Annotated in this window: 2 protein-coding genes and 1 rRNA gene; 2 read left to right on the top strand and 1 reads right to left on the bottom strand. The window is 31.5% G+C overall.

Annotation, left to right across the window (positions count from 1 at the left end; translation table 11 throughout):
- The first annotated feature begins 8 nt into the window (after positions 1 to 8).
- Both rrf and CZ487_RS00765 read left to right on the top strand, forming a co-directional pair.
- Positions 9 to 125, top strand: a 5S ribosomal RNA gene (rrf, locus tag CZ487_RS00760).
- A 116-nt stretch (positions 126 to 241) separates the two neighbouring features.
- Positions 242 to 1090 carry a tyrosine-type recombinase/integrase gene (locus tag CZ487_RS00765; RefSeq protein WP_077210444.1) on the top strand — a complete coding sequence of 283 codons (849 nt, stop codon included), beginning with the start codon at positions 242 to 244 and terminating at the stop codon, positions 1088 to 1090.
- Between the two features lie 77 nt (positions 1091 to 1167).
- Here the strand turns inward: CZ487_RS00765 and CZ487_RS00770 are convergent, their stop codons facing one another.
- Positions 1168 to 2412 carry a replication initiation protein gene (locus tag CZ487_RS00770; protein ID WP_237562779.1) on the bottom strand — a complete coding sequence of 415 codons (1245 nt, stop codon included), beginning with the start codon at positions 2410 to 2412 and terminating at the stop codon, positions 1168 to 1170.
- Between the last annotated feature and the right edge of the window lie 375 nt (positions 2413 to 2787).

The raw sequence follows: 2787 nt of genomic DNA on the forward strand, positions 1-2787 counted from the left end.
CCAAATAGTCTGGTGACGATGGCGAGAAGGTCACACCCGTTCCCATACCGAACACGGAAGTTAAGCTTCTCAGCGCCGATGGTAGTTAGGGGCTGTCCCCTTGTGAGAGTAGGACGTCGCCAGGCAAAAAAAGCATCCATTATGGATGCTTTTTTTGTTGATTTTATTCGCAGAAGTTTACTTCTATGTTGTATATAAGATATACTAAAAGTAGTAAATGAAGAATTAGGAGGATTTTAAATTGAAAAAAAATTCTACTGAAGCTACTCCGCTGATTCTTAACTTTTGCCAATGGCTAAAAGAACAACAGAAATCTCCTAGTACTATTACAACGTATAAACGTGAACTTGAAAAATTTCAAGAGTGGCTTCAAGAGAACCAATGTGATATATCTGATTTAAATAAGAATGATATTCAAGATTATATCATGTTTTTAGAACGGCAACAGAAAAGCACGGTAACCATTGATAAAACAATGGGAGCAATTCGTACATTTGCTAAATTCTTAAAAAAGCCTGAGCTGATTTTTGGTATCAAACTCAGACCCGTTGAAAAAAAAGAAGATATTGAAACACTATCTTGTGAAGAATATACGGTGCTGCTCCATCAAGTCAAAGAAGATGGAAATCTTAGAGATATTGCTATAGTTTATACTCTATTACACACAGGGATTCGTGTTTCTGAATTATGTAGATTAACTCGTTCTCATATTAATTTTTCAAAAAATGAATTAACAATTCCTAGGAACGACGAGACACGAACTATTCCTCTTTCTTATGACGCTCGTGTTCATTTAGAAAATTATCTTCAATCGCATCAAGAAGAGGCTTTATTTATTACGAAATTAGGAAGTCCTATCACAGAGAGGGCTGTTCAATATATGCTTAAAAAGTATGATGTTAATCCAAATAAATTGCGCCATACCTTTTGTCAAACACTTGTCGATTCCCATGTGGATTTAGGGATTGTTTCAAGACTTGCTGGGCATAAAGACATTAACGTCACAAAAAGATATGTAAAGTCTCAGTTACATCGATCTAAATTAGATGAAATTATTAACGACGCTTTTATCAAAAACGTGATACAGTAGGTTGCGTTGTCAAGGGTAACTAATGTTTATATAGTATAAAAAAAGGAATGAACAATATTGTTCATTCCTTTTTTTATTTAAGCTCCAAAAATATTATCATCTACTTTATATTTCTTTAATCTCTCTTCTAGTTCTTTTTTCTTTTTCTCATCATCTTCATTTAGTCTTTCCACTCTTGAATCCTTGATATTTAGATATTCACACAACGGAACCTTTATTTTCTCAAATTGAACTTGAGCCTCTTGGAAATTCATCTGAAACTGCTGTTGAATCTCTTCAATCGCTTTTTCTTGTATAAACCAATATGGCAATTTCTCTTTTGATTTACGAAAGGTTGAGATTAAATGTTCTAATATAGGCTGCTCTTTAGTCGAGGATTCTAACTCAGTATTCTTAACATTATATTTTAAAATCGAAGTTATGTATCCGATAGGATTATCTATATCATGTCGCCCTTGTATTTTCTCTAAAAGAGTAATTATCCTATCCCCTCCATACTTTTCCCACTTAGCCAATATTTCATCGGTCAACTGAAATCCCATGTTCAAGGCTAGTTTTTTTGCATAAATTGAAAAAGAATTAGTCTTTGTGGAACCCTCTCTAAAATTCTCTTCAATATAGGTTAGTGGTTTATCCGTATTCTTCTTTCTTGAAGTTATCCGAAAACAAACCTTTCTTACCCTTCTACCTACCTTTATCTCCTCAATTTCAAATGAAATATCAGTTTTTTTATTCAATTCTTTTTGAGCTGGTAATAATACACGCTGCTTAAAATTTCCGTATGCAGGGTAAATTCCTTCAGCTCCAAGCATGCTTTTTAAATCTTGAAGGAGAAAAGTTCTTTCATGAAATTTTTCGTACTGTTTTAAAAGCTCGTAAATTCGAATCGAATAAGAACTCTTTAATTTCACAACGTTCTCTAGCTTATAACTAGTAAATTCCTTTTTTAATTGAAGTAAATAAGGTCTTAAAAAAGGATCAAATCTCAGATCTATAGTTCCTTCAGTTTCATTATAGGCTACAAAACTTAACCAAGAAACTTGAACCACTTTTTTATTAATCCTGATTTCAAATACCTTTTGCATTAATTCCTTTGTAATTTGTCTTAATTCTTTATATTTGGGGTGACCTTTAAGACCTAATAAATTAGTAAATTCTTTAATTGGCAAGGTATAGGTTTTAAAGTCAGAATCATTAGGTTGAATATTACTAGCTAAGTAAAGAATAATCTTCTGCTCAACAACTCCAAGCTTATAATTTGCTTCGATAAGCTTGTTTGATTTTGTAACAAGATTATTTAAATTTGTTTCAGTCATTTCCATATCTAACACTAGACTACTCCTTTCTCCAAAAACAATTATGACAAACCCCTAACTATAACGAAAGTTTTTTTTGTTATGTTTAGCTTTTTTTAATTATAACAAAATAAAAAAACGTTATAGTTAGACCCAAAAATGTTATAGTTAAGCCCAAAAATGTTATAGTTAGACCCAAAAATGTTATAGTTAAGCACCCAAAAATGTTATAGTTAGACCCAAAAATGTTATAGTTAAGCCCAAAAATGTTATAGTTAGACCCAAAAATGTTATAGTTAGGAGCCTCAAACGCTTGCTATTACTGCTTTTTTTAAGACTGAAAACAATTAAAACAATTAAAACAATATAAAACAAATTATTTGTAAAACAACCATAATAAGG

Origin of the sequence: Robertmurraya dakarensis (assembly GCF_900156875.1) — a bacterium.
GTDB lineage: Bacteria > Bacillota > Bacilli > Bacillales > Cytobacillaceae > Robertmurraya > Robertmurraya dakarensis.

Coding starts and splice junctions, on each gene's coding strand:
- CZ487_RS00770 (WP_237562779.1), bottom strand. CDS start 2,412: ATGGAAATGACTGAAACAAATTTAAATAATCTTGTTACAAAATCAAAC.